General features: G+C 64.7%; 29 protein-coding genes. 18 read left to right on the forward strand and 11 right to left on the reverse strand.

Annotated features, from left to right (window positions below):
- Positions 1-178: 178 nt before the first annotated feature.
- The gene (locus X743_RS143815; RefSeq protein WP_023768215.1) at positions 179-628 is read left to right on the forward strand and encodes an ester cyclase; all 450 of its coding nucleotides are present in this window, start codon (positions 179-181) and stop codon (positions 626-628) included.
- Positions 629-706: 78 nt separating this feature from the next.
- On the opposite strand, the gene X743_RS143810 is transcribed toward X743_RS143815, so the two are convergent.
- Together X743_RS143810 and X743_RS143805 are read right to left on the reverse strand one after the other, a co-directional pair.
- Positions 707-1243 carry a hypothetical protein gene (locus X743_RS143810; RefSeq protein WP_198028497.1) on the reverse strand — a complete coding sequence of 179 codons (537 nt, stop codon included), beginning with the start codon at positions 1241-1243 and terminating at the stop codon, positions 707-709.
- A 114-nt stretch (positions 1244-1357) separates the two neighbouring features.
- A complete protein-coding gene (locus X743_RS143805; RefSeq protein WP_023768217.1) occupies positions 1358-1684 on the reverse strand; it encodes a DUF1330 domain-containing protein in 327 nt (108 codons plus the stop codon).
- 199 nt (positions 1685-1883) lie between these two features.
- Here X743_RS143805 and X743_RS143800 point away from each other — a divergent pair, with 199 nt between their 5' ends.
- The 5 genes from X743_RS143800 to X743_RS143780 all read left to right on the forward strand — a co-directional run bounded on the left by X743_RS143800 (position 1884) and on the right by X743_RS143780 (position 5632).
- Positions 1884-2576 (forward strand): helix-turn-helix domain-containing protein, encoded by a 693-nt coding sequence (locus X743_RS143800; protein ID WP_023768218.1) that lies wholly within the window; start codon positions 1884-1886, stop codon positions 2574-2576.
- 81 nt (positions 2577-2657) lie between these two features.
- Positions 2658-3782 carry a bifunctional DNA-binding transcriptional regulator/O6-methylguanine-DNA methyltransferase Ada gene (ada, locus tag X743_RS143795; RefSeq protein ID WP_032923436.1) on the forward strand — a complete coding sequence of 375 codons (1125 nt, stop codon included), beginning with the start codon at positions 2658-2660 and terminating at the stop codon, positions 3780-3782.
- Between the two features lie 11 nt (positions 3783-3793).
- The gene (locus tag X743_RS143790) at positions 3794-4018 is read left to right on the forward strand and encodes a hypothetical protein (RefSeq protein WP_023768220.1); all 225 of its coding nucleotides are present in this window, start codon (positions 3794-3796) and stop codon (positions 4016-4018) included.
- 319 nt (positions 4019-4337) lie between these two features.
- Positions 4338-4892, forward strand: a complete 555-nt coding sequence (locus X743_RS143785) for a methylated-DNA--[protein]-cysteine S-methyltransferase (protein WP_023768221.1) — start codon at positions 4338-4340, stop codon at positions 4890-4892.
- On the forward strand, positions 4889-5632 hold the full coding sequence (locus X743_RS143780; protein WP_023768222.1) for a 2OG-Fe(II) oxygenase: 744 nt from the start codon (positions 4889-4891) through the stop codon (positions 5630-5632). The genes X743_RS143785 and X743_RS143780 overlap by 4 nt, the downstream gene beginning before the upstream one ends.
- An 8-nt stretch (positions 5633-5640) precedes the next feature.
- Here the strand turns inward: X743_RS143780 and X743_RS143775 are convergent, their stop codons facing one another.
- On the reverse strand, positions 5641-6543 hold the full coding sequence (locus X743_RS143775; RefSeq protein WP_023768223.1) for a LysR family transcriptional regulator: 903 nt from the start codon (positions 6541-6543) through the stop codon (positions 5641-5643).
- A 120-nt stretch (positions 6544-6663) separates the two neighbouring features.
- Between X743_RS143775 and X743_RS143770 the strand changes: the two genes are divergently transcribed.
- Both X743_RS143770 and X743_RS143765 read left to right on the forward strand, forming a co-directional pair.
- Entirely contained in the window at positions 6664-7578 is a 915-nt protein-coding gene (locus tag X743_RS143770) for an alpha/beta hydrolase (protein ID WP_023768224.1), read from the forward strand.
- 86 nt (positions 7579-7664) lie between these two features.
- Positions 7665-8450 (forward strand): alpha/beta hydrolase, encoded by a 786-nt coding sequence (locus X743_RS143765; RefSeq protein ID WP_023768225.1) that lies wholly within the window; start codon positions 7665-7667, stop codon positions 8448-8450.
- Positions 8451-8470: 20 nt separating this feature from the next.
- Here the strand turns inward: X743_RS143765 and X743_RS143760 are convergent, their stop codons facing one another.
- The 5 genes from X743_RS143760 to X743_RS143740 form a co-directional block, all read right to left on the reverse strand.
- Positions 8471-9403 carry a sigma-70 family RNA polymerase sigma factor gene (locus X743_RS143760; protein ID WP_032923434.1) on the reverse strand — a complete coding sequence of 311 codons (933 nt, stop codon included), beginning with the start codon at positions 9401-9403 and terminating at the stop codon, positions 8471-8473.
- A complete protein-coding gene (locus X743_RS143755) occupies positions 9400-9930 on the reverse strand; it encodes a dihydrofolate reductase family protein (protein ID WP_023768227.1) in 531 nt (176 codons plus the stop codon). Before X743_RS143755 ends, X743_RS143760 begins: the two co-directional genes overlap by 4 nt.
- A 2-nt stretch (positions 9931-9932) precedes the next feature.
- Positions 9933-10874, reverse strand: a complete 942-nt coding sequence (locus X743_RS143750) for an alpha/beta hydrolase (RefSeq protein ID WP_023768228.1) — start codon at positions 10872-10874, stop codon at positions 9933-9935.
- Positions 10875-10980: 106 nt separating this feature from the next.
- A complete protein-coding gene (locus X743_RS143745; protein ID WP_023768229.1) occupies positions 10981-11862 on the reverse strand; it encodes an SDR family oxidoreductase in 882 nt (293 codons plus the stop codon).
- A gap of 111 nt (positions 11863-11973) precedes the next feature.
- Entirely contained in the window at positions 11974-12561 is a 588-nt protein-coding gene (locus X743_RS143740; protein WP_023768230.1) for a dihydrofolate reductase family protein, read from the reverse strand.
- Between the two features lie 136 nt (positions 12562-12697).
- Between X743_RS143740 and X743_RS143735 the strand changes: the two genes are divergently transcribed.
- Together X743_RS143735 and dinB are read left to right on the forward strand one after the other, a co-directional pair.
- A complete protein-coding gene (locus X743_RS143735; protein WP_023768231.1) occupies positions 12698-13114 on the forward strand; it encodes a helix-turn-helix domain-containing protein in 417 nt (138 codons plus the stop codon).
- Positions 13115-13266: 152 nt separating this feature from the next.
- Complete coding sequence (gene dinB / locus X743_RS143730) at positions 13267-14514, forward strand: DNA polymerase IV (protein WP_023768232.1); 1248 nt, start codon at positions 13267-13269, stop codon at positions 14512-14514.
- A 3-nt stretch (positions 14515-14517) separates the two neighbouring features.
- On the opposite strand, the gene X743_RS143725 is transcribed toward dinB, so the two are convergent.
- Both X743_RS143725 and X743_RS143720 read right to left on the reverse strand, forming a co-directional pair.
- Positions 14518-14850: an excalibur calcium-binding domain-containing protein gene (locus X743_RS143725; protein WP_023768233.1), complete on the reverse strand. Its 333-nt coding sequence runs from the start codon at positions 14848-14850 to the stop codon at positions 14518-14520.
- Between the two features lie 118 nt (positions 14851-14968).
- On the reverse strand, positions 14969-15502 hold the full coding sequence (locus X743_RS143720) for a sterol desaturase family protein (protein WP_023768234.1): 534 nt from the start codon (positions 15500-15502) through the stop codon (positions 14969-14971).
- 182 nt (positions 15503-15684) lie between these two features.
- Here X743_RS143720 and X743_RS143715 point away from each other — a divergent pair, with 182 nt between their 5' ends.
- Positions 15685-16155, forward strand: a complete 471-nt coding sequence (locus X743_RS143715; protein WP_023768235.1) for an NUDIX domain-containing protein — start codon at positions 15685-15687, stop codon at positions 16153-16155.
- A gap of 184 nt (positions 16156-16339) precedes the next feature.
- Here the strand turns inward: X743_RS143715 and X743_RS143710 are convergent, their stop codons facing one another.
- Complete coding sequence (locus X743_RS143710; protein WP_023768236.1) at positions 16340-17527, reverse strand: Gfo/Idh/MocA family oxidoreductase; 1188 nt, start codon at positions 17525-17527, stop codon at positions 16340-16342.
- Positions 17528-17863: 336 nt separating this feature from the next.
- Between X743_RS143710 and X743_RS143705 the strand changes: the two genes are divergently transcribed.
- From X743_RS143705 to X743_RS143675, 7 genes are all read left to right on the forward strand, one after another.
- Entirely contained in the window at positions 17864-18751 is an 888-nt protein-coding gene (locus tag X743_RS143705; RefSeq protein WP_023768237.1) for a MurR/RpiR family transcriptional regulator, read from the forward strand.
- Between the two features lie 78 nt (positions 18752-18829).
- Positions 18830-19612, forward strand: coding sequence for an SDR family oxidoreductase (locus tag X743_RS143700; protein WP_023768238.1), 783 nt, complete (start codon positions 18830-18832; stop codon positions 19610-19612).
- Positions 19609-21144 (forward strand): mannitol dehydrogenase family protein, encoded by a 1536-nt coding sequence (locus tag X743_RS143695; protein WP_023768239.1) that lies wholly within the window; start codon positions 19609-19611, stop codon positions 21142-21144. Before X743_RS143700 ends, X743_RS143695 begins: the two co-directional genes overlap by 4 nt.
- A gap of 14 nt (positions 21145-21158) precedes the next feature.
- Positions 21159-22073 carry a sugar phosphate isomerase/epimerase gene (locus X743_RS143690; RefSeq protein WP_023768240.1) on the forward strand — a complete coding sequence of 305 codons (915 nt, stop codon included), beginning with the start codon at positions 21159-21161 and terminating at the stop codon, positions 22071-22073.
- A gap of 70 nt (positions 22074-22143) precedes the next feature.
- Positions 22144-23190: an ABC transporter substrate-binding protein gene (locus tag X743_RS143685; RefSeq protein ID WP_156934520.1), complete on the forward strand. Its 1047-nt coding sequence runs from the start codon at positions 22144-22146 to the stop codon at positions 23188-23190.
- 276 nt (positions 23191-23466) lie between these two features.
- Positions 23467-25017, forward strand: a complete 1551-nt coding sequence (locus tag X743_RS143680) for a sugar ABC transporter ATP-binding protein (protein WP_023768242.1) — start codon at positions 23467-23469, stop codon at positions 25015-25017.
- Positions 25014-25985, forward strand: coding sequence for an ABC transporter permease (locus X743_RS143675; protein WP_023768243.1), 972 nt, complete (start codon positions 25014-25016; stop codon positions 25983-25985). The genes X743_RS143680 and X743_RS143675 overlap by 4 nt, the downstream gene beginning before the upstream one ends.
- Positions 25986-26156 lie beyond the last annotated feature (171 nt).

The raw sequence follows: 26156 nt of genomic DNA on the forward strand, positions 1-26156 counted from the left end.
GAAAGCGTTACTTCTGCCGAAGGGAAGCCGCTCAGCCTGACAGTCGTTGGTCTGTGAACGCGCCTTTCGATTGGCGGGCAAGAACCGGAGTTTTACTGCCCCCGGTTCGTCCTACTGCTTGTCCCAGGCCACCGGCCCCATCCGGTGAGCCCAAAGGCAAGGACAAGAGGATCCTCCAATGACCAAGCAAGAAGACAACAAGGCCGTCGTCGTCAGATGGTTCACCGATTTCTGGGGTGAGACCTGCGACCTGTCGGTGGTCGACGAGATCGCGGCGCCCGGCATGCTGCTGAAATATTCTCTGCATGAGCCGCGTCGCGGCCGTGACGACATCAAGGCCTTCATGACCGATTTCCGAGCCGCCTTCCCGGATCTCAACTTCTGGGCCACCGCCGACCTCATTGCCGAGGACGACTATGTCGTCGGCCAGTGGGAAGGTGGCGGCACGCATACCGGCCCGGCCTTCGGCGACTTCCTGGCCGGCTCACTGCCCGCCGCCACCGGCCGCACGATGCGCTTCACCGGCACTACGGTGCTCAAGGTGATCGACGGCAGGATCGTCGAGGAGATCGGTCTCGACGACGGCGTTGCCGCCCTCACCCAGCTCGGCCTGATGAAGGCCGCCTGAGGCCGCCAAGCGGGAACGATCGTTTCGGGCCAGGCGGCGTCAATGCCGCCTGGCCTCGTCGATTACTGGCCCCGTTGCTTACTGGCTCGGCGCCGTCGCATGCTCGCACGACACTTTCGGGTTCATGTCGGCGAAGGTGCCGGTCGGATTGCCCTTCCAGGCCCAGACATGCAGTTCGTGGAACTCACCCAGGCCGTAGCGGTTGGGGGCGCTGTTGAAGTTGAACAGTTGGCCGTCCAATGATGCCGGCCCCTTCGAGGTGATGTATTCGACCGCCACCAGCTTCAGCGTGCCGTCGGCCATCGGCTCGTACATCACCGCTTCGGGACGGGCGATGTCGATCTTGTCGTCCTTCAGATACTGGCCGTTGACGTAATGGATGCCCATGGCGCCGCCGGTGATGCCGCTGGCGCAGGGAATGGGCGCATAGCCCTCGGCCGTCGCAGCCTTGACGTCGAGAAAGCGGCTGTTCGCGGCCCGCACCTTGTCGGCCAGCGGATTGGTGCCCGACGCGGCGTCGGACGCCTCCTGATGCGCCTGTGCGAGGGTGGCGCCGACGGCAAGCATGGCCCCCGCCATGACGAGCCTGTTGCGAAGATTTGACTTCATATCCATTCCATTCTTTTTGAAAAAGCACGGCTCGCCGGCCGCCGGAATACGGAGGCTTGGCAGGCAAGCGCCGTGGCTGTTGTTGCTTGGCGATCCCGAATTCGATGTATCGTGGAAGGATCATCCCTTCGGCAGATACGGTATCGTTCCAGCCAGATCGGTGTCGTCGATGAGCTGGAAACGGCTGTCGCTGCCGCCCTGACGCGCCGAGACGAAAGGCGCGTAGGCCGGATCGTTGGTGAAGGCGCGCGCCGCGGCTTCCGACGGGAATGCCATCAGCGCGATCAGCGTGGTGTCGAGCGGCTTGCCCTCGAGCGTCTTCACATTGCCGCTGCGCGACAGATATTTGCCGCCATGCTTGTGGACGAGGTCGTGCACCGAGGCGGCGTAGTCCGGCACCCATTTCGGGTCCTTCATCTTGATGTCCGCGATAACGTAAGCAGTCATGGTCGTATCCTTGGTTGCGGCGCACAGGGATATCCCGTGCGACCGGCCAAAGGGCTCGCATGGCAAGGCCTCTGCCAACCAGTCCGCGATCTGTACCGGCCCGGTACAGTTTCTGTACTCGCCGCTTCAATCATGAAGAGCTAATGTTCGGGTACGAAGGGCTAATGTTCAGCCCAACTTCGAGGGAGAGGCACCGATCATGGCCCAGCACGGATACAAGCAGTTCTGCCCGCTATCGATGGCCGCCGAGGTGCTGTGCACCCGTTGGACGATGGTGCTGATGCGCGAGCTGGTGGCAGGTTCGACCCGCTTCAACGACCTGCGCCGCGGCGTCCCCAAAATGTCGCCGACCCTTTTGTCGCAACGGCTGAAGGAGCTCGAACTGGCCGGCATCGTCGAGCGCAAGGCGGTCCAGGGCGAGAAGGGGATTTTCGACTATCAACTGACCGAGGCAGGCCGGGATCTGCGCCCCGTCGTCGAGGCGATGGGGTTCTGGGGGCAGAAGTGGGTGGAGTCCCGGCTGTCGCTCAAGAACCTCGATCCGTCGCTGTTGATGTGGGACATGCGGCGCAATCTGAACCCCTCGCCGCTGCCCGATGGGCGCACCGTGATACAATTCCTGTACCAGGAGCTCCCGGCCTCCAAACGGTCGTGGTGGCTGATCGTCGAGAAGCACGGCGAGGTCGATCTGTGCTGGTACGATCCGGGCTTCGAGGTCGACCTCTACGTCTCGACCGACCTGCATACGATGACGGCGATCTGGATGGGTCTGCTCACTGTCGAGAAGGCCGGCGCCAAGGTCGCCCTGACCGGCGACCAGTCCATCGGCAGGAAGATGCAGACCTGGCTCGGCCTCAGCCCGTTCGCGGTCGAGCCCAAGCGCGCAGCTTAGAAGCGAGGGCTTGAGGGCGACCAGCGGCACTTTGTCAGGAAACGGGTGGCAAGGCCCGCGTTTGGCGGCTTCAATGCGGCCATGTTCATCACCCTGGCCAAAGATCTGAAACCCGTCCCGCTGCCGGTCGCCAATGATCCGCGCTGGACGCGCATCGTCGCGCGCGACAAATCGGCGGACGGCGAATTCTGGTATTCGGTGGCGACGACCGGCGTCTACTGCCGCCCCTCCTGCCCGTCGCGGCGGGCCAACCCGAAGAACGTGCAGTTGCACGACACGCTGGGTCAGGCCAGGGCGACCGGCTTTCGCCCCTGCCGGCGCTGCAATCCGGATGGTCCCTCGCTTGAAGCCGGCAACGCCGCGATGGTCGCCGATGCCTGCCGCAGGATAGAGCATAGCGAGGAGGAGCCCTCGCTGGCCGAACTGGCGGGTGCCGCCGGCCGCAGCGCCGGCTATTTCCATCGTGTCTTCAAGGCCATCACCGGCTTGACGCCGAAGGACTACGCCGCCGCACACCGTGCCGCTCGGGTTCGGCAGGGCCTCGAAGACGGCGCCAGCGTGACGGCCGCGATCTATGACGCCGGCTTCAATTCGAGCGGGCGTTTCTACGAAAAATCGACCGGCATACTCGGCATGACGCCGACCCGCTACCGTGCCGGCGGCGCCAACGAGGACATCCGCTTCGCCGTCGGCGAGACCTCGCTCGGCAGCATTCTGGTCGCGTCGAGCCAGAAGGGCGTCGCCTCGATCTTGCTCGGCGACGATCCCGACGCGCTGGTGCGCGACCTGCAGGACCGTTTTCCCAAGGCGCGGCTGATCGGCGGCGACCGCGACTACGAGGCGCTGGTTGCCCGCGTCGTCGGTTTCGTCGAGGCGCCCGCGGTCGGTCTCGACCTGCCGCTCGACGTGCGCGGCACGGCGTTCCAGCAACGCGTCTGGCAGGCATTGCAGGAGATCCCTGTCGGCAAGACGGTGTCCTATGCCGAGATGGCGCGGCGCATCGGTACGCCGAACGCCACGCGCGCCGTCGCCGCCGCCTGCGCGGCCAACGCGCTCGCGGTGGCCATCCCCTGCCACCGCGTGATCCGCAAGGACGGCGCGCTTTCAGGCTACGCCTGGGGCGCGGAGCGCAAGCGCGCGTTGCTCGACCGAGAGGCCGGCGTGTCGAATGCTCCCGACAGCGCCTTTCGATCTGCACGAAGCTGACGGGCACCAGCATGCGCGCAATGGCAAGGTCTTCCACCTCCGGCGCGAACGTCCCGCCATCAGGCAACGTTGCGCAGCAGGAGGACGCGAAATCACATGTGTTGGCCGCCATTGGCGAACTGGTCGATGAAGGTAAAGCTGAGTGGAGTCGCGGCGAGAGCGGCGAGATCGAGCTGCGGCTGGTGTCAGGCGAAGTGTTCGTGCTGGGTGAGGTCGCCGTCACCCGTGTTGGGTGAGCATGTTTGGGGCAGTGTGGTCCAAGTCAGCACTCTACGGCGCCCCCCTCTGTCCTGCCGGACATCTCCCCCACGAGGGGGGAGATTGGCAGTCTTGGCGCCGGCTCTCTTCTTACAACGTTGGAGATTGGCGAAGGCCGCGATAACAGCCAATCTCCCCACAAGTGGGGGAGATGTCCGGCAGGACAGAGGGGGCGCCGTAGAGTGCCTACCTTCGCCGCAAATCGTCAAATCCCGAAATTTGAATTTGAAAGCAAGCACCGGAGTGAGAGCCGAGCACCCCACGGCTAGGGTTCAGGCACACAGAAGGAGTGAAGCAATGAACCTCATAGAAACCCATGTGCCGACAGCCTCCAACGCAGCCGCAGCCCTCGACACCATCACCTACGCCATCGGCCAATCCGCGATCGGCAACATCCTGGCAGCGCGCAGCCGGATCGGCGTCTGCGCCATTCTGATCGGCTCTAGTGCCAAAACATTGGAGCAGGATCTCGCCAGCCGCTTCCCCGGCAGGATTCTGATTGAAGACGAACCCGCTCTGAGCGACGACCTCGCCGCGATAGCGCGCTTCGTCGAAACGCCCGCCGCCGGCCTCGACCTGCCGCTCGACGTCAGCCATGGCACGCCGTTCCAGCAGTGTGTGTGGGACGTGGTGCGCACCGTCTCCCGCGGCGCCACCATCACCTACACCGCGCTTGCCCAACGCCTTGGCCAGTCCAACGGCGCCCGCGCCGTGGCGACGGCCTGTGCGGCCAACGCCATCGCGCTCGGCATTCCCTGCCACCGCGTTGTCCGCGCCGACGGCACGTTGTCGGGCTACCGCTGGGGCATCGAGCGCAAGCGCGCCTTGCTCGGCAGGGAGGCACAGATATGAACGCCCACGCCACGGTTGCCGCATCCGCGGTGGAAGCCGCAGAGACACGCGTCGGATCCTACGACTGGCCGGCATTGACCGCCGAACTCGACGGCTTCGGCTGCGCGGTGCTCGAAAAGCTGCTCTCGCGTGAGGAGTGCCGGCAGATCGCCGGCCTCTATCCCCAGGAGCAGCATTTCCGCAGCCACATCCACATGGCTAGGCACGGTTTCGGCAAGGGCGAATACCGCTATTTCCGCTATCCGTTACCCGATCTCATCGGCGGAATGCGCAGCGCCCTCTATCCCCGGCTGGCCGAGGTCGCCAACCGCTGGAACGAGCGCATGGGACAGGCGATGCGCTATCCCGCGACGCATGCCGAGTTTCTCGACCAGTGCCATGACGCCGGCCAGACGCGGCCGACGCCGCTGTTGCTGCAATATGTGCCCGGCGACTTCAACTGCCTGCACCAGGATCTCTACGGCGACCTCGCCTTCCCGCTGCAGGTGGCGATCCTGCTTTCCGAACCCGGCAAGGACTTCACCGGCGGTGAATTCGCGTTGACCGAGCAGCGGCCGCGTATGCAGAGCCGGGTCGAGGTGGTGCCGCTGCGCCAGGGCGACGCCGTTGTCTTCGCCGTCCACAACCGGCCGGTACAGGGAACGAAAGGCAATTGCCGCGTCAATCTGCGCCACGGCGTCAGCCGCTTGCGCTCAGGCATGCGCCACACCGTCGGCATCATCTTTCATGATGCGAAGTGAGCGCCGGCTCATGCCTCCCAATAGGGCGGATCGCCAAAGGCTTCGCGTAGCCATGCGGTGAGCGCGCGCAGCTTGGCGGATCCCCGCCTATCCTCGGGATAGGCGATATAGATGGTAGCTCCTTCAGGTTCGACACCGACATCGACGACCGTCAATCGCTTGTCGGCGATCTCGGTTCGGATGAAGTAGGCGGGAAGCAACGCCAGGCCGAGGCCGGCAAGCGCGGCGTCGCGCATCAAAATCCCGTTGTTGACGCGCAGCGCGGTTTCAGGGCGGATCGTCACCAGCCGACGCGAAATCTTGAACCGCCAGTCGGCGGCGCCCCTGATGGAATAGATGATGCCCTTGTGGCGTTTGAGGTCGTCGGTGGTCGCGGGCCATCCGAATCTCTCGATATAATCCGGCGAGGCCACCAGGAAACGGCGGCTCGAAGCCAGCTTCTTGACAATGACAGGTCCGTCATCGACGACCGGCCCGTGACGCACGACGGCATCGTAGCCATTGGCCACCATGCTGATGAAACGATCGTCGAGATCGAGCGTCAGTTTGATCCGCGGGTGCTTGGCCAGGAAGCCATACAACGCCGGGCCGAGATGGAGGATACCGAAGCTGGTCGGCGCCGATATCCTGAGCGGTCCAGCGAGTTCGCCGCGCTGTTCGGCGATTTCGGCGCTGGCCTCGGCCACCTCCTGCATGATGCGCTTGGCGCGCTCGTAAAAACCTCGCCCCGCTTCCGTGATCGAGAGTTTGCGGGTGGTACGGTCCAGCAGCCTTGTACCGAGGCTGCGCTCAAGCTCCGACAGCCGCTCGCTGATGACGGATTTGGACAGGCTCATGCGCCTGGCCGCCTCGCTGATCGAACCGGAATCCGCGACAGCTACAAACGCGGCGACGGATTCAAGCTTCAGCATTGTTCGGTTTTCCCGAATTCACAATCAGGCGACCGACACCTAACGAAATCAACGATATAGTGCAATAGTTGAAAGGACCACGATATCGTGGCGACAGAATAATACTCGGGGTAATGCTTCATGTTTCGTTCTTTGGTTATCGTACTAGGCCTGCTGTCATTCGCCGCTCCGGCGTCGGCGCGCGTGATCCCGTTTCCGACCGGCTTCAAGACGCAGACGATCGAGACCAACGGCAGCAGGCTTTATGTGCGCGTCGGCGGGCAAGGGCCCGCGGTCGTGCTGCTGCACGGCTTCGGCGATACCGGCGACATGTGGGCGCCTGCCGCGATGAAGCTGATGAAGGATCACACGGTGATTGTGCCGGACTTGCGCGGCATGGGCCTCTCGGCGCATCCGGACAGCGGCTACACCAAGAAGAACCAGGCGGTCGACATCGCCGGCGTGATGGATGCGCTGAAGATCGACAAGGCCGACCTGGTGACACACGATATCGGCAACATGGTCGGCTATGCGCTGGCCGCGCAGTATCCGAAGCGCATCACGAAATGGGTTGTCATCGACGCACCGCTGCCGGGCATAGGTGACTGGGACAAGATCAAGCAAAGCCCGTTGCTCTGGCACTTCAACTTCCGGGGCCCCGACATGGAGCGTCTGGTCGCTGGCCGCGAGCGCATCTACCTCGACCGCTTCTACAACGAACTTTCGGCCGACCCGAAGAACATCGACGAGGCAACGCGCGTCCACTATGCAAAACTCTATGCACGGCCGCATGCCATGCATGACGCCTTCGAACAGTTCAAGGCATTCGACCAAGATGCCATCGACAACCAGGCAATGCTTTCCACCACCGGCAAATTGCCCATGCCGGTGCTGGCAGTCGGCGCGGAGAAATCGGCCGGCACGACACAGGCAGACGTCCTGCGGTTTGTCGCGGCTGATGTAACGGGAGCCGTCGTGCCCACATCCGGCCACTGGATCATGGAGGAAAACCCGGACGCCACGGTCAAGCTCATCACCGATTTCCTCTCCAGATAACGACCGCCTGGCGCGACCACTTCGGGCTTGCTGAAACCGATCGCATGAAACCAAGCCGAGGGGTTGTTCCCGGCAATGCGGCTGTCATGACAAAAGGGAAGCCATTCGATGTCGTTGTCGCATTTTCTTATTTCGGGAACCGCCGTCCTCATGGCGATGGCCGCGCCGGCTTCGGCCGCCGGCGGGCCGAAAAAAAAACCGTCGTACTGGTGCATGGCGCCTTTGCCGACGGCTCGAGCTGGAGCAAGGTCATCCCCTTGCTGGAGGCCAAGGGGCTCAATGTAGTGGCGGTTCAAAATCCGCTGAGCTCGCTTGCCGCCGATGTCGACGCAACCAGGCGCGTCATCGATGCCCAGCCGGGGCCAGTCATCCCCGTCGGCCATTCCTGGGGCGGCGTCGTCATCAGTCAGGCGGGCGTGGACGACAAGCTCAAGGCGCTGGTCTACGTCGCCGCTTTCGCACCGCCAAAGGGCTTGTCTGTGAACGATCTTGGCAAGGGTCAGCCGCCGCTACCCTGGGCAAGCGCCCTGCAACCCGACAGCGGCGGCTATGTCAGGCTAAGCGCCGAAGGCGTCGCCAAATATTTCGCGCAGGACCTGCCACCGCAGGAAATCAGCCTGATCGCAGCCACGCAAAGTCCGCCCTTTGCCGGTATTTTCGACGAGAAGCTCGCTGCCGCCGCCTACGAGAGCAAGCCGAGCTTCTACATTGTCGCCAGCCAAGACGGCATGATACCGCCGGTTGCTGAAGCTGCGATGGCCAAGGCGATTGGCGCTGAGGTGACCGAGCTTGCGACCAGCCACGTTCTCATGCTCTCCAAACCGCGCGAAGTGGCCGATGTCATTCTGACCGCCGCGGACTCGGTGAAATAGGACAGAGTGAGACAAATCCGTCAACCGTCCTCGAACACCATCTCCAGGATCCACGGACACGCATAATAGTCGGCGATGCGGTCGATCACTCCGCCGGCGGCATGGATCCGCACCAGATGGGCAGGCCGCCAGACATCGCCATACAGCCTGTCGACGACCAGCACGATCTCGGCGCCGATCGCACCCTGCCGCATGCGCCAGGGAAGTTCCGCGCGCTCATACTCGACGAAATAGGGCGAGTCGGAGAGCAGGCCGTTGTAGCAATCCGAGACGCGCAGGCGCGCATCGGCGCTGGTCAGCGCGCGTACCCCGTCCCAGTCCCTGACATTGAAGAGTTCGACGTAGCGGCCGAGCAGCCGCGCCAGTTCGGGATCATATGCGGGCGCCGCGACCGGTTGCGCCGGCAAGGCAGCGAGCTTGGCGCGGCCGCGGTTGAGCGCCGACTTGACGCCGCCTGTCGTCGAGCCGACGAGCTCGGCGATCTCCTCCAGCGAATGGTCGAAGACATCCTTGAGCAGCACGCAGGCGCGCTCCTTCGGTGGCAGATGCACGACCAGCCGCTCGATAGCGCGGCCGGCACCCCGCCCGGCAGGCTCGACCGGCAGCACGATATCGTCGCCGGCGTAGCCGGCCTCGGCCAGCATTCGCGTGCGGCGGCCCCTGATGAAATCGATGCACCTGTTATGGGCGATGCGAAACAGCCAGGGCCGCAACGCCAGCATGTCGTCGAGCAACTCGATCTTGCGATAGGCCTCGAACAGAGCCTCCTGCATGACGTCCTCGCCATCGAGCGCCGAGCCGGTCATGCGCGCGCAGTAACGATGCAGCCGCACGCGCAGATGCGAGACCGTCTCCAGGAAGGCGGCATAGCGCAAGTCGAACAGGCCTTCGGGATTGAGCCTTGGCCTCATCCCCTGCGCGGTGTCACGAGATCTGCGGATCTGCTGGTTCATCGCGGCACGTAGGTTAGCGTCACCACGCCATTGTCGAAACGGTGCGTGCCGACGAGATCGAGGTCGATGGAACCGACATCGTCGAAGGCGCGCTTGCCGTGCCCGACGCGGGTCGGCACGATCGACAGATGATACTCATCGACCAGCCCGGCGGAAACCAGCGTTTTGTCGAGCTGCGACACCCCATATTTCAGGATGTCGCCGCCCGGTTGCCGCTTGAGCGCGGCGAGCGCCTGCGCGACGTCGCCCTCAAGCAGCGTGGCATTCCATCCCACCGTCTTGAGCGTCTTCGACGCGACCAGCTTCTTCAAGCCGTTGATGCGGTCCATATACGGACCCTTGAGATCGGGCCAGCGCGCCGAAAACATCTCGTAGGTGACGCGGCCGACCAGGAAGAACTCGACGCCGGACAACGCCTGCAAGGCATGCGCCTGGTTCTGCTCGTCGAAGAAGGGCGAGGCCCACCCCATCGGCCCTTCGATGACACCGTCCAGGGAGACGAAGCTGGACACGATCAGCCGGCGCATGATCAGGCCGCCTTCGCGCCGGCGGCAACATCACCGGCATCCGGCAGCCCAAGCTTCGGCCGCACCCATGCGGCGAGGCGGGCGATCGCGTCATCGGCTTCGGGCGCTCGGCCCGCCATCATCTGGAACGAGTGCAGCATGTCGTCAAAGACATCGAGCCGCGTCTCGACGCCGGCCTGGCCGGCACGCTCGGCGAACATGCGGCTCTCATCGACCAGCGTCTCGTCGGCGCCGGCCTGCAGGTAGACAGGCGGAAAGCCGGAGAGATCGGCATAGAGCGGGCTGACCTCGGGATCGCGCCGGTCGGCATCGCCGATGAAATTGGCCACCAGCCAGTCGACACCGGCCTTGGCGAAGGCGGGGTCCTTGTCGCGGTTGGTCTCGTAGCTGGCGGCGGTCAGCGCCATGTCGAACCAGCCGGAGATGATCAGGGTGGCGACGGGCAGCGGCCTCCCCTGCGCACGCAGCCGCTGCAGGACGCCATAGCTCAGCACCGCGCCGCAGGAATCGCCGGCGATGACGATCCGTCCGGGGTCGAAGCCCTCGTCGGTGAGCCAGTTCCAGGCAGTCATCGCTGCTTCGAGCTGGGCCGGATGCTTCGCCTGGTGTGCCAACGGATAATCATAGAGCAGCGCGCGGCAGCCGATCGCCTTGGCCAGATGCCCGGCCAATTTGCGGTGCGTATAGATCGAGCCGCCGACGAAGCCGCCGCCATGCGCGTAAAACAGCGCCCGCTCCGCGTCGGCGCCCTTCGGCACGATCCATAGCGCCGGCACGCCGCCGGCATCCACCTCGATATAGTCGACGCCGCCCGGTTCGCCGGTCAGCGCCGGCCAGTGAGTGTCGTTGAAATCAATGATCGCCTGAGGGCTGGTCAGCTTGCCGGCATTGGCGACGAACGCCGCATAATGGTTCCTGTTTGCCTCACTCTCAGTGCTCGCCATAATAGCCTCCGGGTTATGAATCGCGGGTCCCGCGACCCTCCAAAGCCAAGGACGGACGAGCGGGCAAAAAGGATACGTCACAGCGCTCGCTTTTTCGGGAGAGCGCTCAGGCCGCGCCGCCAAACGCCGCCGCGTGGCGCCGGGCGAACTCTACGAACGGCGTCGGCTTGACGCCGAACATCTCATGCGTCGCCAGGTGCACCCGCGATTTCGGCCGCCGCCGCCGCTCGGCCAGTTGCTCGTCCAGCGCATCGGCGAAACTGGCCGGAATGCCGGCGGCCAGCAGGTTGCGCCGCCGCTGTTCCGGGCTCACGTCGACATAGCGGACCGGCTTGCCGGTCGCCTGCGATATTCGCGCGGCGATGTCGGTCATGGTCAGCGCCTCGGGTCCGGTCATGTCGAGGCTCTCGCCTGCATGGCCGCCATCGCGCAGCAGGCGAAAAGCCACCTTGGCGATGTCCTCGACATCGACCGGCGACAGCTCGGTTTCGCCGAGCGCGAGATGGAAGGCGCCCTCGGCGGCGATGGTCGGCGCGTCGCGCAGATAGACCTGCATGAACTGACTGGGACGCAGATGCGTCCACGCTATGCCGGTCGCTTCCAGATAGCGCTCGACCTCTTCATGCATGCGCGTGAAGCGGAACTTCGTCGCGTCGTAGCCGATGTTGGACTCCCTGCCGGAGAACTTCACCACATGCCCGACGCCGGCCGTTCTGCAGGCATCGATGAAACGACACTGCGTCTCGGTCATGTCGTCGCCCGCGGTCGAAATCATCAGCACGCGATCGACGCCGTCGAGCGCAGCGCCAAGCGTTTCCGCCCGGCGCATGTCGCCCTCGACCAGGTCGACGCCGGCCAGATCGCCCAGTCCTGAAGCCGATGCCCGGTTCAGATCGCGGACCAGCGCCCGCACCGCATGCTTCTGCCGCGCGAACTCGCGCACGATCGCTTTTCCGTTCAGGCCCGTGGCACCCGTCACCAGGATCATCAGCTTTTCTCCGTCTTGATTGCCGCTGCTGCCATCCCGGCAACCGCAGCTTGAAGACGAAGAGACCCGGGCAAAGGATTCTGCCCAAACGTCTTTTTATCGATGCGAGGCTCAGCCGCTCGGCGCGTAGCGGTTGACCACCATGCCGCAGGCATAGGCATTCGAACCGAGCAGCCGAAGGTTCCGGAAGCCGCCCTGGTCGAAAATGCGGCGGCCGGCGCCCAGCGCCGCCGGATTGACGAACAGCTGGAGCTCGTCGACCAGTCCCGCCGCGATCAGCGCGGAGGCGAAGCCGGCGCCGCCGAAGACGGCGATGTCGGTGCCCTCGCCCGCTTTCAGCGCCTTGACTTCGCGCGGCAGGTCGCCGCTCACCACCGTCGTGCGTTCCCACCGCGAGGTTTTCAACCTGTCGCTCGGCACCACTTTCCGTGCTTCGACGATACGGCGGGCGAAGGCGTAGAACGGATCGTCGGGATATTTCTTCGCCGCATTGCCCCAGTGGGTCAGGTACCCCTCCTCGGCCATCTTGCGGCTGAGCAGGATGGTGTCGATACCGGCAAAGACGGTGTTGAAATCGCGCTTCAGCTCCTCGTCCCAGCCATTGTCGTCGCCCCACTCCCAGAGTTGCCAGCGATGATCCGCATTGGCGCCGACATAGCCATCGACCGACATCTGCATCTGAAGGATCAGCTTTTTCATCATCGTTCTCCGGCTGTGCCGATCGCGGCCGCGTGCTCGGCCAATCCTTCGGCATTGATTGGTTTACATTTGGAACTATTGACGTTCGAGAAAAATGATGTCAATAGTAAAGTGATTTAAAAATGGAACCATAGAGATGTCGACGCGTGAAAGATCCGGGTGCCCGATCAACCTGTCGCTGGAACTGCTCGGCGACCGCTGGACGCTGCTCATCATCCGCGATCTGATCTTCGCCGGGAAAAAGCACTTTCGCGAGTTCCTGCAATCCGACGAAGGCATCTCCTCACGCACCCTTGCCGAGCGGCTGCAGACGCTTCAAGACGAAGGCATTCTCACCCGCAGCGATGACCCGACCCACAGGCTGAAGGCGATCTACCGGCTGACCGAGGCCGGCATCGATCTTTTACCGGTGCTGGCCACGCTCGGCGCCTGGGGCAGCAGGCACCGCAAGGCCGACGATCATCTCGCCCGCATCGCCGACGAGTTGGCGGCCGGCGGCGAGCCGGCGCTGGAACGGATGAAGGCGGCGCTGCGGGTGGAGCATATCGTTTAGGCGGATACGCAGTCTTCCGATGGCAAATGAGACCTTACCAGCCTCGGCTACAGCCGGCGAATATCTGTTAAGCTACGCCACGGCTTGACAGTCGTACATCATTTGTTCTCTATGTGTTCGCATCTATCAGCAACTGCGGATGAGCGGTCGGGATGGAAACGACAGCCACCATCCTGCATGCCGATCTCGATGCCTTCTATGCCTCGGTCGAGCAGTTGCTCGACCCATCGCTGCGCGGCAAGCCGATCGCGGTCGGCGGCGGCGTCGTGCTCGCCGCCTCCTATGAGGCGCGTGCCTTCGGCGTGCGCGGCGGCATGCCGGGGCGCAAGGCGCGCGAGCTCTGCCCGCAGCTGATCTTCGTCGGCGGCAATTTCAGCCACTACCAGCGGCTTGGCGACGCGGCGATCAAGGTGCTCGACGATTTTACGCCGCTGGTCGAGCGCATCTCCATCGACGAGGCCTTCGCCGATGTCGCCGGCTGCACGCACCTGTTCGGCTCACCGCAAGAGATCGCCGCAACCATCCGTCGCCGTGTGCGGGCCGAACTCGGACTGCCGATCTCGATCGGCGTCGCGCGCACCAAGCATCTGGCCAAGATCGCCTCGCAGGTCGCCAAGCCCGACGGATTGGTGGTGGTTGAGCCCGGCACCGAGCTTGCCTTCCTGCACGATTTGCCGGTCGGCCTGATGTGGGGCGTCGGCCCGGCGACAAGGGCGCGGCTCGCCGAAATCGGCGTCGAGACCATAGGCCAGCTGGCCAGGACGCACAGCGGCGCGCTGACGCGGCTGCTCGGTCCCGCCGCCGGCGAAAAGCTCTCGGCTTTGTCGTGGAACCGCGACCCGAGGAAGCTGGAGACGAAGCGCCGGGCGCACTCGGCCGGCGCCCAGTCGGCACTTGGCCGCAAGCCAGCGGTGGCGCAGGTCATCGTGCCCACCTTGCTGCATCTGGCCGACCGCGTCGCCAGCCGGCTGCGCGCCAAGGCGCGGCCCGGCCGCACGGTGACCGTGCGTGTGCGCTTTGCCGATCTCAGCGCCGTCACCCGCTCGACCACGCTCGACCAGCCGATCTCGGCGACCACGATGCTGGCCGAAATCGCAGGCGATCTGGTGCGCAGCGTGCTCGCCGACAATCCGCATGAAAGAACGATCTCGCTGCTGGCGATCTCGGTCTCGCATCTCTGGGAAAGTGCCGAGCTGCAGCTCGAACTGCCGCTCGGCCTTGCCGACGAAAAGCACCGGCCGGGCACGGCAAAAGGTCTGGCGCGCTTCGGCGCCGACCGCGCCATCGACAATATCCGCGAGCGCTTCGGCAAACAGGCCGTCGGTTACGGCACGGTGGCGCTCGAAGCGGCGCGCTCGGTGCCCGACGAATTCAGGGAGCTGGCGGAAAAGGAACTGTGAGAACTACCTGCCGCTGCGCCAATAGCGATGCACCTTGACGCCGCTGGCGCTTTCCCCGTGCCAAGGCTCGCAAGCGATGCCGTCCTTGTCGGCATCATGCGTCGGCCAATATCCGGGCTGCCCACTGCGCGCGGGGGCAAGACCGACGGCGCGAGCCGCTGCACAGTTCGGGAACGCGGCAAAGTGCCTGAGGGCGGAGAGCGGTGAGTCGATCTGGATGCCGACAAAGCCATAGGCGATGTAGCCGGACAACAGGATGAACGGCGCGAAAAGAGCAACCCATTTCAGCCTGCCAAGGCGATGAGATGCAGGCCAATACAAGAATGGCAGAAGCATTCCCGTCACGCCCCCCGGTCCCAGCACATCGATGCAGGCTATCTCGGGGCAGGCTATCTCGGGCCGGCCGCTATGACAATGATGCCCGACCTGCCGGGATCGAGATACACCCAGGCCCTCAGAGCTGCGCCGTGCCGAAAACCCGATCCCAGAATATCGACGTCACGCCGAAATTGGCGGTATCGTCGATGTGATGATGCACTGCGTGGCGGCGCTTGAGCGTGTAGAGATAACTGGGATGTCTGGGATGCCAGTGATGGATCATGTGGTGGACGCTGATGTACCAGAGATAGCCCAGCATCAGGCCGCAACTGACCGCGCTCGCGGTCGCGAAACCGAAGGCCATCCACACCGGCAGGAAGGCGACCAGCGCATGCACACCCAGACTGAGCCAGGTCGGCGTACCCACCGAACTGCGCTCCTCGACATGATGACGGTCGTGCAGATCCCTGATGTAGGGAATGTGATGAAGGACAAAGCGATGAAGGACGTATTCGATCAGCGTCCACAGGCCGAGACAGAAGATGACCATGCCGATCCACTCCGGCGCACTCTCCTCGCCGGCCTCGATCAACCCGGCTATTCCCAATATGGCGATCACCAGCGGATAGACCACGAAGTCGCTGTAGTAGCCGATCAGACCCAGTTGCATTCGGACGCCTTACCTGACCTTCGACGCCGCCCCAAAGTGATACTTCAGATTGCCGGACTCGCACATGAGGTGCAATGCGGGCGTGTTTGACATAGCGTCGCAATTTGCCGATGCAAGGGTTGGTATCCATGATCGACCGGCAATTGGCCACCTCGTATCAGCGTCACGAATGGACACGCAAAATGGCAAAACGCAGTGCCGGCCTGCTGATCTATCGCCGAAGCGATGGTGACATCAGCGTGCTGCTGGTTCATCCCGGCGGCCCGTTCTGGGCCAGGAAGGACGAAGGCGCCTGGTCGATCCCGAAAGGCCTTGTCGACGAGAATGAGGACGAGCTTGTGGCGGCACAACGCGAGACCGAGGAAGAGATCGGCATCAAGGTCGATGGCGCTTTCGAGCGCCTCGGCGACTACAAGCAGCCGGGCGGCAAGATCGTCAGCGCCTGGTCGGTGGAGGCCAGGGCGGAGATCGACGTGGCCGCCATCAAGAGCAACAGCTTCACCATGGAATGGCCGCCGCGGTCGGGATCGATGAAGGAATTCCCGGAGGTCGACAGAGCGGGCTGGTTCAGCCTGCCTGAGGCCGAGGTCAAGATGCTTGTCGGGCAGCGTCCGATGCTATCGGATCTGGCCGAGCGGCTGGGAATCTGGTGATCTCCCTCCTTGTGGGGGAGATGGCCGGCAGGCCAGAGGGGGGCGCTGTCCCGCCAACCTCTCGGCCAAATCAGCCGTGTCCGTCGGGATTGGCGTAAAAGCGGACCATGCGGAAAGGCTGGCGTTCCTTCGCGCCCCCCTCTGCCCTGCCGGGCATCTCCCCCTCAAGGGGGGAGATCGACTGTCATTCCTCGAACCGCGCCGCCGTCCACGCTCCACCCGCCGCGTTCGATTCCACCGCCGCGGCGACGAATTTCACCCCGCGCGCGCCATCGACCACATCGGGCACCTGCGCCGCGCGTGCCGCATCGACCACTCCACCCGACCGATGCGCGCGGATGATGTCGGCGGCATCACGGTAGAAATTGGCGAAGGCCTCGATATAGCCTTCCGGGTGCGCCGCCGGCATGCGCGAAACGCGCCGGCTCTCCTCGGTCGAGCCATGGCCGCCGCGCACCAGCGTGCGGGTTTCCTCGCCATATCTGGAGAAGCGCAATTCCTCCGGCCGGCTTCCAGACCATTCGAGGCCGGCGCTGTCGCCATAGATGCGCACGGAGAGGTCATTGTAGTGGCCTGGTGACGTCTGGCTGGCCAGGATCGTGCCGCGTGCCCCGCCGGTCCAGCGCACCAGCACATGCGCATTGTCGTCGAGCCGGCGCCCCGGCACGGCGGTGAACAGATCGGCCGACACCGTCTCGGCCTCGCAACCCGAGATATAGCTCGCCAGATTGAAGGCATGCACGCCGATGTCCGCCAGCACCGCCGACTGCCCTGCCCGCGCCGGATCGGTGCGCCATTCCGCCTGCTTCTGGCCCTCGGCGTCGATCGGCTTCGTCAGCCAGTCCTGGATATAGGCGCCGTGCACCGACACGATCCGGCCAAGCTCGCCCGCCGCCGCCATCTCGCGCGCCTGGCGCACCATGGCGTAGCCGGTGTTGTTGAGCGTGACGACGAAGCGGCGCTTCTTCGCCTTCGCCAACGCTACCAGCGCCTCGGCGTCGTCAAGCGTCGTCGATAGCGGCTTGTCGCAGATCACGTCGATGCCGGCTTCGAGGAAGGCAGCGGCGATCGGCGCGTGCAGATGGTTGGGCGTGACGATGACGACGGCCTCTATGCCATCCGGCCGCGCCGCCTCGGCCTTGGCCATGGCATGGTAGTCAGCATAGCTACGCTCCGGCGCGATGCCGATCTCGGCGGCAGAGGCGGCGGCGTTCTCCGGATCGGAAGACAGCGCGCCGGCGACCAGCGCGATCTGGTCGTCGAGGCGCATGGCGAGCCGGTGCACCGCGCCGATGAAGGCGTTGCGGCCGCCGCCGACCATGCCAACCCGCAGGCGCTTGCCCGCCGATCCGTCCGATGTTGCGTAGACCATGTCTATCTCCTCCGAGCTGATTTAAGGCTGAGGCCCGATATCGCGCCAGCACCCACCGTCGAGTTCTATGGCGCCCCCCTCTGTCCTGCCGGACATCTCCCTCTCCAGGGGGGGATTGGCAGCGTCGACTGCGGCGCCTTTCTTGCAACGCTGGCGATTGGCGAAAGCAGAGATGACCTACAATCTCCCCACTTGAGGGGGAGATGTCCGGCAGGACAGAGGGGGGGCGCCGTAGAGCGCCACCTTTGACCGATAGCATCATTCTCCTGACTCACCGTCGAACGCCAATTCCAATTTCCATATTGTAAAACGATCGTATCGCGCTAGCCTGAAAACATGAGCGGGGCGCGCAAATCATCGGGACGGTCCATTGCCGACGAGGCGGCGACGCGCAAGCGGGGCCGCTCACTGGCGGCGTTGGGCTATATCCAGCCACGGACCTATGAGGAACTGCGTGCGGTGCTGTCGTCGGGCACGGTGCATTTTCCCAAACGGCTGCGCCAGGTGGCGATCTTCCTGTGGCAGCATCCGAGCGACGTCGCGCTCGGCACCATCGCGCAGGTGGCCGCCCAGGCCGGCGTGCAGCCCTCGACGCTGGTCCGCTTTGCCCAGATCTTCGGTTACGCCGGCTTTTCCGATTTCCAGGGCCTGTTCAAGGACCACGTCAAGGGATCCTGGCCCGAAGGGCGTGGCCAGGAAAAGACGGAGGCCAACGCCAATCTGCGTTTCCTGCACGGCATGGTGGGCGCCTCGCAGGCCTCGCTTGGCCGCATCGAGGCCGGCTTCGACGTCGAGAGCTTCGAAAAGATGGTAGCGCTGCTGGCTGGTGCCGACCTCATCTACGTCATCGGCTCCAAGCGCGCCTTCCCTGTCACCACCTATCTGTCGCTGACCTTGTCGCAACAGGGTGTGCGCAATGTGCTGGTCGACAATGTTGGCTCTTCGGCACTCGACCAGGTCGGCTGCATCGGCGCGCGCGACGCGGTGCTGGCCGTCTCCTTCAGCCCCTACAATTCGATCACCCCGGACCTCGTCGCGGTGGCGCATGAGCGCAAGGCCCGCATCGTCACCATCACCGACAGCACCTTCAGCCCGTTGATCCGGCTGTCGGACAGTTGGCTGGAAGTGGTGGAATCCGACTTCGCCGGCTTTCGCTCGCTGGCGGCCTCATTGGCGGTCGGCATGGCACTGGTCCAAGGGGTCGCCGCGCGCCGCGGCACATGAGGCTCCGCTGGCACAATTGACTATCGGGAATTACCGTTCCATATTTCAGAAAATAGAAACTTTGTTCCGGGAGGAGGAATGGAGCTTCATCTTCAAGGCAAAGTCATGCTGGTCACCGGCGCGACGCAAGGCATTGGCCGCGCGATCGCGCAGGCGCTGGCGCGCGCCGGCGCCGGCGGGCTGCTGATCACCGGGCGCGATGGCAAACGCGGCGACGCCGTGGCGGCGGAACTGTCGGCTACCGGCACGCCGACCATCTTCGTCGCCGCAGACCTCGGAGACCCGGCAACCCCCGCCCTTCTGGCGCGAGCCTGTATCGAGCGCTTCGGCCGCATCGATGGCCTGGTCAACGCCGCCGGCCTGACCGACCGTGCCTCCTTCCTCGATGCCAGCCTCGACGACTGGGCCTCGCTGTTCGCCGTCAACGCGCGGGCACCATTCTTCCTGATGCAGGCTGCCATCGCCGACATGAAGAAGCGCGGCCAAGGTGGCTCGATCGTCAATATTCTCTCGATCAACGCCCATTGCGGCTCGCCCGAGCTTGCGGTCTATTCCGCCACCAAGGGCGCGCTGGCGACGCTGACCAAGAACGCCGCCAACGCCCACCGTTTCGACCGCATCCGCGTCAACGGCATCAATGTCGGCTGGACCGACACGCCGGCCGAACGCGTCATGCAATCCGAAATTTTGGGCAACGGCCCGGGCTGGCTCGACGCCGCCAACGCCGCACAGCCTTTCGGCAGGCTGTTGACGCCGAACGACATCGCCAACCTCGCAGTTTTCCTGCTGTCCGACGCGGCCGGACCGATGACCGGCGCCGTGATCGACCAGGAACAGTCCGTGATCGGGGCCAACCGGTGAACGCTTCACCCGAGACATTGGGTCCGGCGCTGCTCGACCGCTTGCCTGTGTCGGTCCAGACACCGGCCTATGACCGCGCGGCCCTCGCCCCGGGGATGGCGCATCTCGGTGTCGGTGCGTTCCACCGCTGCCACCAGGCCGAATATACCGATGACCTGCTGTCGCTGCAGTTCGACCGCTGGGGCGTGGTCGGTATCAACATCCGCCCGCCCGGCCTCGCCGCCACGCTCGGCCGGCAGAGCGGCCTCTATACCAGGCTGATCCGCGAGAATAGCCATGTCGAGGCGCGCATCATCGGCAGCATCGTCAAGGTGGTCGACAGCCAGGAGAGTGCAGAACCGGCGCTCGACGTGCTCGCCTCGCCCGACATCGAACTGGTGACGATGACGGTGACCGAAAAGGGCTACTGCCACATTCCGTCGAGCGGCGAACTCGATCTCGGCCATCCCGACATCGTTCATGACCTCGCCAACCCCGAGACACCGAGGAGCGTGCCCGGCATCATCGCACGGACGCTTGAGTTACGCCGGGCGACCCATGGCCGGTCGCTGACGCTGCTGTCTTGCGACAACATCCCGACCAACGGCGTCATACTGGAAAAAGTCGTGCGGACTTTCGCCGAGCGGCGCGGCAAAGGGCTGGCCGACTGGATAGCGGCCAACGCCGCCTTCCCCTGCGCCATGGTCGACCGCATCGCGCCGGCGGTGACGCGCGATGACCTCGACAGCGTCGAGCAATGGTTCGGCTACCGCGACGCCGCGGTCGCGGTCGGCGAGCCATTTCGGCAATGGGTGATCGAACAAAAATTCGCCGGCCGCGTGCCGCGCTGGGATCTGGTCGGCGCCACCTTCGTCGACGATGTCACTCCCTTCGAGCATCTCAAGATGCGGGTGCTGAACGGCGCCCAGACGACACTCGCCACGCTGGGCGTTCTGGCCGGGCTGGAACACACTTTCGATGCCGTCGCCGACCCGCTGCTCGCGGCTTTTGTGCGGCGCATGCTGGTGCAAGAAACGCTGCCGACGTTGACGCCGGTGCCCGGCGTCCTGCCCCTCGCCTATGTCGAGCAAAGTCTCGGCCGGCTGCAGAACACCGCGATCCGCCACCGCAACCACCAGATCGCCACCGATGGCTCGCAGAAAATCGTCCAGCGCCTGCTCAACCCGATCCGCGACCGCTTGCGCCAGGGCGCCGGCATCGGCCTGCTGTCGGTGCCGGTCGCCGGCTGGATGGCTTATCTGATCCAGGCCTCAACCCGGTTCGGCAAACGCTGGCCGGTGTCGGACCCCTATGCCGGCAAGGTCGCTGGGATCGCCGACACGGTCGGCCGAGATGCACCAGCGCTGGCTTCAGGCATTCTGGCCATCGACACGATTTTCGCCCCCGGCCTTGCCGCGAACGAGACGTTTCGCGCGGCCGTTACGTCAGCGCTTGATGATCTGCTTTCGGACGATCCGATGGCCACTGTCAGGCACAGTCTTGAACAAGATGAGGTCGCGAGGTTGAAGCGATCCAAACAATCGGCATTATAGGGTTGGGAGGCACTATGAAACTTGGACTGCTCACCGCACCGTTTGCGCAGACGCCGCTCGGCGAGGTCGCCGGCTGGGCAAATCAGGCCGGCTTCGAGGCGCTGGAAATCGCCTGCTGGCCGAAAGCGTCCGGCGCGACCCGCCGCTATGCCGGCACCAGCCATATCGACGCGGCTTCCACCTCGCCCGCGCAGGCCAAGGAGATCGTCGCCTCGCTGGCCGAAAAGAACCTCACGGTCTCCGGCCTCGGCTACTATCCCAACCCGCTGCATCCGGATGCCGCGCATCGCGAGGCGGTCATTGGCCATCTCAAGAAGGTGATCGTGCTGGCCGCCAATATGGGCGTTCCCGTGGTCAACACCTTCTGCGGCGGCGATGCCTCGAAGACCGTCGACGTCAACTGGCAGGATGCGCTGAAAGTCTGGCCCGAAATCGTCGCGTTTGCACGCGGCCACGGCGTCAAGCTTGCCTTCGAGAACTGCCCGATGATCTTCAGCTATGACGAATGGCCGGGCGGGCACAACATCGCCTATTCGCCACAGGTCTGGCGCCGCATCCTGGAAGCCTGGGGCGGCGAGGTCGGCATGAATTTCGACCCTTCGCATCTCGTCTGGCAGATGATCGATCAGGCCCGCTTCATCAGAGAATTCGGCCCCTACATGCTGCATGTCCACGCCAAGGACCTGATGATTGATCGTGATGGTTTGTACGAGCGCGGAATTCTCTCCGCCGGCATAGGCTGGCAGGTGCCGCGCATGCCGGGGCTGGGCGATGTCGACTGGAGCGGCTTCTTCTCCGGCCTCTACCGCGCCGGCTATGACGGATCCGTCATCATCGAACATGAGGACAGGCGATTTGAAGGCAGCGACGACCAGGTGAAGCGGGGCTTTCTGCTCGCCCGCGACGTGCTGCGTCCTTTCGTCAAGTGAATTGGAGCACACCGTCTGACTCACTTTGTCAGCGGCGTGCTTCAACGGGTTGAACTGGAACTGAAAAACAATGTGGAGGAAGTCTGAAATGAAAAAAATCCGGGTCCCGCTCCTTGCGGGTGCCGCCTTGCTGACCTCGGTAGGCGTCTCTGCCGCCGCCGGCAAATACACGATCGGCATCTCCAACACCGTGCAGGGCAATGGCTGGCGCGAGGAGATGGTCTGTGCCATGAAGGCGCAGGCGCTGGCGTCCGGCGAGGTCGCCAAGCTCAACATCGCCCACCGCAACACCGATGCCGCCGGCCAGTTGGAAGACATCCGCAACCTGATCAGCGCCAAGGTCGACGCCATCGTCGTCAACCCCGCCGATCCGGCCGGCATCAAGGCAGGCCTCGAGGAAGCCACCACGGCCGGCATCGTCGTCGTCGCCGTCGACCAGGCGGTCACCGAGCCGTCGGCCTACATCATCTCCAACAATCAGGAACAATATGCCTATCTCGGCGCCAAATGGCTGTTCGGCCAGATGGGCGGCAAGGGCGAGGTGTTCTACATGCGCGGCGCCGCCGGCGCTTCGGCCGATTCCGATCGCGACAAGGGCTTCAAGAAGGCGCTGGCCGAATTCCCCGACGTGAAGGTCGCGCAGGAAGTCTTCACCGGCTGGCAGCAGGACCAGGCCAAGCAGCAGATGCTGTCGTTCCTGGCCACCGGCACGCCGTTCAACGGCGTGTGGACCTCCGGCATCGACAACGTCATCGTCGACGCGCTGGTTGAATCGCAGGCCCCGCTGGTGCCGGTGGTCGGCGCCGACAATGCCGGCTTCGTCGGCCAGTTGAGCTCGGTCAAGGACCTCGTCGGCGCTGCCGTCACCAACCCCGGCTCGATCGGCGGTGCTGGCGTCACGCTGGCGCTGCAGATCCTAGACGGCAAGAAGCCGGCACAGCAAACCGTGCTGGTCGACCCGCAACTGTGGGACAACGCGACCGATGAAGGCAAGGCCAAGCTCAAGGCCGCCGCCGACCCGTCGCTCAGCCCCGAATGGCCAGTCTCGATCTCGATCCCGGACTGGACGACGTACACGAAGGAGCAGATCGTGGCTTGCAAGGGCCCGGGGGAGTAAGCACTATTTTGATTGCGTGGCGAGGATGGCGTTGCCGTCCTCGCCATTCAAAGGTTTGATAGGTCAGCGCTCTACGGCGCCCCCCTCTGTCCTGCCGGACATCTCCCCCTCAAGGGGGGAGATTGGCAGTTCCGGCGCCGGCTCTCGTCTTGCAACGTTGAAAATTGGCGAAAGCCGAGATGACAGCCAATCTCCCCCCTTGAGGGGGAGATGTCCGGCAGGACAGAGGGGGGCGCCGTAGAGCGCAGCAAGAGAATTTCTGATGCGGACAACCATTTGACCACCAGCCCTCTCCTCGACGCCACCGGCGTCGCCAAGAATTACGGCGCGGTTGCCGCGCTTCGCAACGCGTCGCTGTCCGTGCTGCCGGGCGAGGTGCATGCGTTGATGGGCGCCAATGGCGCCGGCAAGTCGACGCTGGTGAAGATCCTGACGGGAGCGATCCAAGCCAATGCCGGGCGCATCCTGATCCGCGGCGAGGCGCGCGACATCCGTTCGCCGGCCGCCGGACGCCGCGCCGGCCTGTTGCCGGTCTACCAGGAGCCGTCGCTGATCCCCGATCTCGACGTGCTGTCCAACCTGCGTTTGACCGGCACGCCGGTCGAGCCGTTCCGCGCCTGGGTGCGCGAACTCGGCATTCCCGACCTCGACCTGCGCGATACTGCGCGCGACATCCCGCTGGCCGTGCTGCGCGTGCTCGACCTGGCGCGGGCACTCGCCGTCGAGCCCGACGTGCTGCTGCTCGACGAGATGACGGCGGCGCTGCCCGCCAACCTCGCCGAGAAGGTGCTGGAAGTCGTGCGCCGCCAAGGCGACTCGGGCCGCGCCGTGATCTTCATCTCGCATCGCTTCGTCGAAATCTCCGCCCTGTGCGACCGCGCCACCGTGCTGCGCGATGGTGAGACCGTCGGCGTTGTCGACATCGTGCCGGGGGTCGAGGAAAAGATCGTCGAGCTGATGCTCGGCACACGCATCGTCAAGACCCACGTCGCCGCCCGCAGCGCTGCTGAAAAGGCGGCGCCCATCGCTTCCCGGCCGCGCATAACCGTGCGTAACCTGCGCGTCGGCACCAAGCTCAGCGATGTCTCCTTCGATCTTGGAGATGGCGAAGTCGCCGGCGTCGTGGCGCTCGAAGGCCAGGGCCAGGACGAACTGTTCTCAGCCCTTGCCGGCTCGATCCGCCCATCCGGTGGCACCATCGAGGTCGACGGCCAGCCGGCAAAATTCTCGCACCCGATCGATGCCATCCGCGCCGGCATCGCCTATGTGCCGGGCGACCGCGCAGAGGCGCTCGCCATGCAGCGCTCGGTGCGCGAGAACATCGCCCTGCCCTTTAGCGCTGCGTTCCGCAACTGGGGGCCGATCAACATGCGCAGGGAGCGCACAAAAGTAGCCAGCGCCATCGAGCGGCTGCAGATCGACACCCGCGCGCAGGGCGAGGTGCAGCGCCTGTCCGGTGGCAACCAGCAGAAGGTGACCATCGCCCGCTGGATCGCGGCAGATGCCCGCACCATCCTGTGCTTCGACCCGACCCGCGGCATCGATGTCGGCACCAAGCAGGAGATCTATAAATTGCTGCGCCAGCTTGCCGGCAACGGCAAGTCGGTGCTGTTCTACACCTCGGAACTCGAAGAGGTGCAGCGCGTCTGCGACCGCGTCATCGTCATCTTCGGCGGCCGCCTGGTCGACATTTTCCCGGTCGAGGAAGCCGACGAACCGGCGTTGATGCGCGCCGCCTACGGCCTGCCGCGCGGCGTGAAGGCCGACGTCGGCATTTTGGCCGACCCCACCGCGAACACTTCCGATGCGCCGGAGGCGGCGCCATGAGCCATTTCCTGCGTCGCCAGGGCTGGGTCACCGGCCTGTTCGCTCTCCTCGTCGTGCTGTTCATCGTCACCAAGCTGATCCAGCCGGGCTATGGCAGTGGCGACTTCGGCTCGCTGGCGCGTGCCGTTCTGCCCTATGCCTTCGCTGTCGCCGCGCAGACGGTGGTCGTCATCGCCGGCGGCATCGACCTGTCGGTCGCCGCGATGATGGCGCTGACCAGCGTCACCGCCGCCTCGATGATGGCGGGCGCTAGCGAGGAATACGCGCTGTTCGTGGTGCCTTTCGTGCTTGCCATGGGCCTCGTGCTAGGCGCCGTCAACGGCATGCTGATCGTCGTCACCCGCGTGCCCGACATCGTGGTGACGCTCGCCATGCTGTTCGTGCTGCAAGGTGCCGCCCTTCTGGTGCTCGGCGCGCCGGGCGGAAGCGCCGCCGAATGGCTGAAGGCGCTGATCTCGGGCACCGTGCCGATACCGGGCGTGCCCGACGCCATCGACGCCTGGCTGCCCAAGGCGCTGCTGGTGCTCATCGTCTGCCTCTGCATCGTCTGGATACCGCTCAGGCGCTCGCGCCTTGGCCTCTCCATCTACGCCATCGGCTCGAGCGAACTGGCGGCGTTCCGCTCAGGCGTGCCGGTCGCCCGTACCCGCATCGTCGCCTATGCGCTGTCGGGTCTGTTCGCAGCCATGGGCGGGCTGGCGCTGACCATGAGCACCGGCATCGGCGCGCCCATCCCCGGCCCCTATCTCTTGGCCAGCGTCGCCGCGGTGGTGCTGGGCGGCGTGGCGCTCGGCGGCGGCAAGGGCGGCCTGCTCGGCCCCATCGTCGCCGTCTTCGTGCTGCGCCTGGTGCGCACGGATCTCACCCTGCTCGCCATCGACCCCAACGTCACCGCCATCATCGAAGGCGCCATCATGGTCGCCGTGGTTATGTTCGGCGCGTTTATTACCATGCGGGGGCGGCAATGATGAGGGTGCATCGGCATGCGCTTCTTCCTTCCCCCCTTGTGGGGGAAGGTGGATTGCCGCGCAGCGGCAAGACGGATGAGGGGTGTTCCAGGGAACGCCAACGTCTCACTCCGCTGGAGCACCCCTCATCCGTCTCGGCGCTATCGCGCCGATCCACCTTCTCCCACAAGG

The organism is Mesorhizobium sp. LNHC232B00 (genome assembly GCF_000502435.1).
Classification (GTDB): domain Bacteria; phylum Pseudomonadota; class Alphaproteobacteria; order Rhizobiales; family Rhizobiaceae; genus Mesorhizobium; species Mesorhizobium opportunistum.

Excerpts from the sequence above, each read along its gene's own strand:
- X743_RS143815 (WP_023768215.1), top strand. The coding sequence starts at position 179 with ATGACCAAGCAAGAAGACAACAAGGCCGTCGTCGTCAGATGGTTCACC.
- X743_RS143715 (WP_023768235.1), top strand. The coding sequence starts at position 15,685 with ATGGCAAAACGCAGTGCCGGCCTGCTGATCTATCGCCGAAGCGATGGT.
- X743_RS143810 (WP_198028497.1), bottom strand. The coding sequence starts at position 1,243 with ATGGATATGAAGTCAAATCTTCGCAACAGGCTCGTCATGGCGGGGGCC.
- X743_RS143690 (WP_023768240.1), top strand. The coding sequence starts at position 21,159 with ATGAAACTTGGACTGCTCACCGCACCGTTTGCGCAGACGCCGCTCGGC.
- X743_RS143770 (WP_023768224.1), top strand. The coding sequence starts at position 6,664 with ATGTTTCGTTCTTTGGTTATCGTACTAGGCCTGCTGTCATTCGCCGCT.
- X743_RS143790 (WP_023768220.1), top strand. The coding sequence starts at position 3,794 with ATGCGCGCAATGGCAAGGTCTTCCACCTCCGGCGCGAACGTCCCGCCA.
- X743_RS143750 (WP_023768228.1), bottom strand. The coding sequence starts at position 10,874 with ATGGCGAGCACTGAGAGTGAGGCAAACAGGAACCATTATGCGGCGTTC.
- X743_RS143765 (WP_023768225.1), top strand. The coding sequence starts at position 7,665 with ATGACAAAAGGGAAGCCATTCGATGTCGTTGTCGCATTTTCTTATTTC.
- X743_RS143760 (WP_032923434.1), bottom strand. The coding sequence starts at position 9,403 with ATGAACCAGCAGATCCGCAGATCTCGTGACACCGCGCAGGGGATGAGG.
- X743_RS143705 (WP_023768237.1), top strand. The coding sequence starts at position 17,864 with ATGAGCGGGGCGCGCAAATCATCGGGACGGTCCATTGCCGACGAGGCG.
- X743_RS143710 (WP_023768236.1), bottom strand. The coding sequence starts at position 17,527 with ATGGTCTACGCAACATCGGACGGATCGGCGGGCAAGCGCCTGCGGGTT.
- X743_RS143755 (WP_023768227.1), bottom strand. The coding sequence starts at position 9,930 with ATGCGCCGGCTGATCGTGTCCAGCTTCGTCTCCCTGGACGGTGTCATC.
- X743_RS143700 (WP_023768238.1), top strand. The coding sequence starts at position 18,830 with ATGGAGCTTCATCTTCAAGGCAAAGTCATGCTGGTCACCGGCGCGACG.
- X743_RS143685 (WP_156934520.1), top strand. The coding sequence starts at position 22,144 with ATGTGGAGGAAGTCTGAAATGAAAAAAATCCGGGTCCCGCTCCTTGCG.
- X743_RS143780 (WP_023768222.1), top strand. The coding sequence starts at position 4,889 with ATGAACGCCCACGCCACGGTTGCCGCATCCGCGGTGGAAGCCGCAGAG.
- X743_RS143800 (WP_023768218.1), top strand. The coding sequence starts at position 1,884 with ATGGCCCAGCACGGATACAAGCAGTTCTGCCCGCTATCGATGGCCGCC.
- X743_RS143740 (WP_023768230.1), bottom strand. The coding sequence starts at position 12,561 with ATGAAAAAGCTGATCCTTCAGATGCAGATGTCGGTCGATGGCTATGTC.
- X743_RS143785 (WP_023768221.1), top strand. The coding sequence starts at position 4,338 with ATGAACCTCATAGAAACCCATGTGCCGACAGCCTCCAACGCAGCCGCA.
- X743_RS143725 (WP_023768233.1), bottom strand. The coding sequence starts at position 14,850 with ATGCTTCTGCCATTCTTGTATTGGCCTGCATCTCATCGCCTTGGCAGG.
- ada (WP_032923436.1), top strand. The coding sequence starts at position 2,658 with ATGTTCATCACCCTGGCCAAAGATCTGAAACCCGTCCCGCTGCCGGTC.
- X743_RS143720 (WP_023768234.1), bottom strand. The coding sequence starts at position 15,502 with ATGCAACTGGGTCTGATCGGCTACTACAGCGACTTCGTGGTCTATCCG.
- X743_RS143775 (WP_023768223.1), bottom strand. The coding sequence starts at position 6,543 with ATGCTGAAGCTTGAATCCGTCGCCGCGTTTGTAGCTGTCGCGGATTCC.
- X743_RS143735 (WP_023768231.1), top strand. The coding sequence starts at position 12,698 with ATGTCGACGCGTGAAAGATCCGGGTGCCCGATCAACCTGTCGCTGGAA.
- X743_RS143675 (WP_023768243.1), top strand. The coding sequence starts at position 25,014 with ATGAGCCATTTCCTGCGTCGCCAGGGCTGGGTCACCGGCCTGTTCGCT.
- dinB (WP_023768232.1), top strand. The coding sequence starts at position 13,267 with ATGGAAACGACAGCCACCATCCTGCATGCCGATCTCGATGCCTTCTAT.
- X743_RS143805 (WP_023768217.1), bottom strand. The coding sequence starts at position 1,684 with ATGACTGCTTACGTTATCGCGGACATCAAGATGAAGGACCCGAAATGG.
- X743_RS143745 (WP_023768229.1), bottom strand. The coding sequence starts at position 11,862 with ATGATCCTGGTGACGGGTGCCACGGGCCTGAACGGAAAAGCGATCGTG.